Genomic DNA, 2500 nt, shown 5'->3' with positions numbered 1-2500 from the left:
CCAAGTTTCAACTTTTGGGAGACCGTAATAAAAAATTTCTACCAGTGCAAACGGTAAGAGAATAACAGCTCCAATAATTAAAGTTAATGTTGTAAAAACCTCGTTTGATAAATACTGTTCTTGTTTTGGTCGTTTTAGCAAAACTGTGTAGAAAGCAAATAGAAAAGTACTTAATAATATTAGTATATCTCCTATTAAGGACACTTCTTGATTAGCACTTTTAGATGGAATCGTAATAAAGAGTACTCCTATAGCACCCAATATAATTCCTATCCAATAATTCAATCGAATTTCCTCTTTTAAAAAGAGTGCTGAAAAAAGAATTGTAACCAATGGTAACGCAGCATCTATAATACTCACATGTAATCCACTGGTTAAAGAAATGCCGTAGGATGTAAACATAAAATAACCAGCTACACCGGTAAAAGCTAACAAACTCATTCTTTTCCATGGAACTTTTTTATGTACAACTGATTTTTGTAGTTCCTTAAATGAGAATATCATACAAATTCCACCTGCAAAGAAAAGACGAATAAATAACAAAGTAAACGGCTGAATAGATTCTAACGCCCATTTTGTTGGCGCAATGGCTGTGCCCCATAATATAACAGCCACTAATAACATGCATATTTCTTTCATAATTCCCCACACCCATCAAAAATATATGTTAACTACCTTAATTATAGATTTTTTCTAATGTAAAATCCTTTAAAAGCACAAAAGGTTATGTAAGATCACAAACATTCTTTTTACATCTGGACTATATTCTTGAAAAGGTAATTCTTACCTTTAAATTAAAAATAATAAAAATAAACACAAAAAAACCTAAGTCAAAATGACTTAGGTTCTTGCTTGGCGACGTCCTACTCTCACAGGGACAAGGTCCCAACTACCATCGGCGCTAGAGAGCTTAACTTCCGTGTTCGGTATGGGAACGGGTGTGACCTCTCTGCCATCATCACCAAACTATGAAGGCATATTCCTTCAAAACTAGATAACATTTGCTACATATTATATGGTTAAGTCCTCGATCTATTAGTATTCGTCAGCTCCACATGTCACCATGCTTCCACCTCGAACCTATCAACCTGATCATCTTTCAGGGATCTTACTAGCTTACGCTATGGGAAATCTCATCTTGAGGGGGGCTTCATGCTTAGATGCTTTCAGCACTTATCCCTTCCGCACATAGCTACCCAGCTATGCCCTTGGCAGAACAACTGGTACACCAGCGGTGCGTCCATCCCGGTCCTCTCGTACTAAGGACAGCTCCTCTCAAATTTCCTACGCCCACGACGGATAGGGACCGAACTGTCTCACGACGTTCTGAACCCAGCTCGCGTACCGCTTTAATGGGCGAACAGCCCAACCCTTGGGACCGACTACAGCCCCAGGATGCGATGAGCCGACATCGAGGTGCCAAACCTCCCCGTCGATGTGGACTCTTGGGGGAGATAAGCCTGTTATCCCCGGGGTAGCTTTTATCCGTTGAGCGATGGCCCTTCCATGCGGAACCACCGGATCACTAAGCCCGACTTTCGTCCCTGCTCGACTTGTAGGTCTCGCAGTCAAGCTCCCTTATGCCTTTGCACTCTACGAATGATTTCCAACCATTCTGAGGGAACCTTTGGGCGCCTCCGTTACACTTTAGGAGGCGACCGCCCCAGTCAAACTGCCCACCTGACACTGTCTCCCGGGTCGATAAGACCCGTAGGTTAGAATTTCAATACAGTCAGGGCGGTATCCCACCAGCGCCTCCACCGAAGCTAGCGCTCCGGTTTCAATGGCTCCCGCCTATCCTGTACAAACTGTACCAAAATTCAATATCAGGCTACAGTAAAGCTCCACGGGGTCTTTCCGTCCTGTCGCGGGTAACCTGCATCTTCACAGGTACTATAATTTCACCGAGTCTCTGGTTGAGACAGTGCCCAAATCGTTACACCTTTCGTGCGGGTCGGAACTTACCCGACAAGGAATTTCGCTACCTTAGGACCGTTATAGTTACGGCCGCCGTTTACTGGGGCTTCAGTTCAGAGCTTCGCTTACGCTAACCCCTCTCCTTAACCTTCCAGCACCGGGCAGGTGTCACCCCCTATACTTCGCCTTACGGCTTCGCAGAGAGCTGTGTTTTTGCTAAACAGTCGCTTGGGCCTATTCACTGCGGCTTTCCGTTAAGAAAGCACCCCTTCTCCCGAAGTTACGGGGTCATTTTGCCGAGTTCCTTAACCAGAGTTCTCTCGCACACCTTAGGATTCTCTCCTCGCCTACCTGTGTCGGTTTGCGGTACAGGCACCTTTTATCTCGCTAGAAGCTTTTCTTGGCAGCGGGGAATCAAAGACTTCGCTCCATAAGGAGCTTCCCCATCACAGCTCAGCCTTTACGATAAGCGGATTTGCCTACTTATCAGCCTAACTGCTTGGACGTGCACAACCAATCGCACGCTTCTTCTATCCTTCTGCGTCCCTCCATTGCTCAAACGATAAAGAGGTGGTACAGGAAT

Annotated in this window: 1 protein-coding gene and 2 rRNA genes (2 of these 3 only partly in view); all 3 read right to left on the bottom strand. The window is 44.9% G+C overall.

Annotation, left to right across the window (positions count from 1 at the left end):
• A protein-coding gene (locus ACUL40_RS21360) for a DMT family transporter (protein WP_000658271.1) crosses the window boundary here: on the bottom strand, nucleotides 1-639 show its 5' portion. It extends 282 nt beyond the left edge of the window; 639 of the gene's 921 nt are visible here — the first part of the coding sequence; it begins with the start codon at nucleotides 637-639; the stop codon falls past the left edge of the window.
• Between the two features lie 211 nt (nucleotides 640-850).
• Nucleotides 851-966 (bottom strand): 5S ribosomal RNA (gene rrf, locus ACUL40_RS21355).
• A gap of 49 nt (nucleotides 967-1015) precedes the next feature.
• Nucleotides 1016-2500: ribosomal RNA gene (locus ACUL40_RS21350) — 23S ribosomal RNA — on the bottom strand; it runs 1437 nt beyond the window's last position.

This window comes from Bacillus sp. KNSH39 (assembly GCF_052656585.1).
Note: the sequence above shows the minus strand (reverse complement) of the source record. Positions and strands in the feature narration are given on the sequence as shown.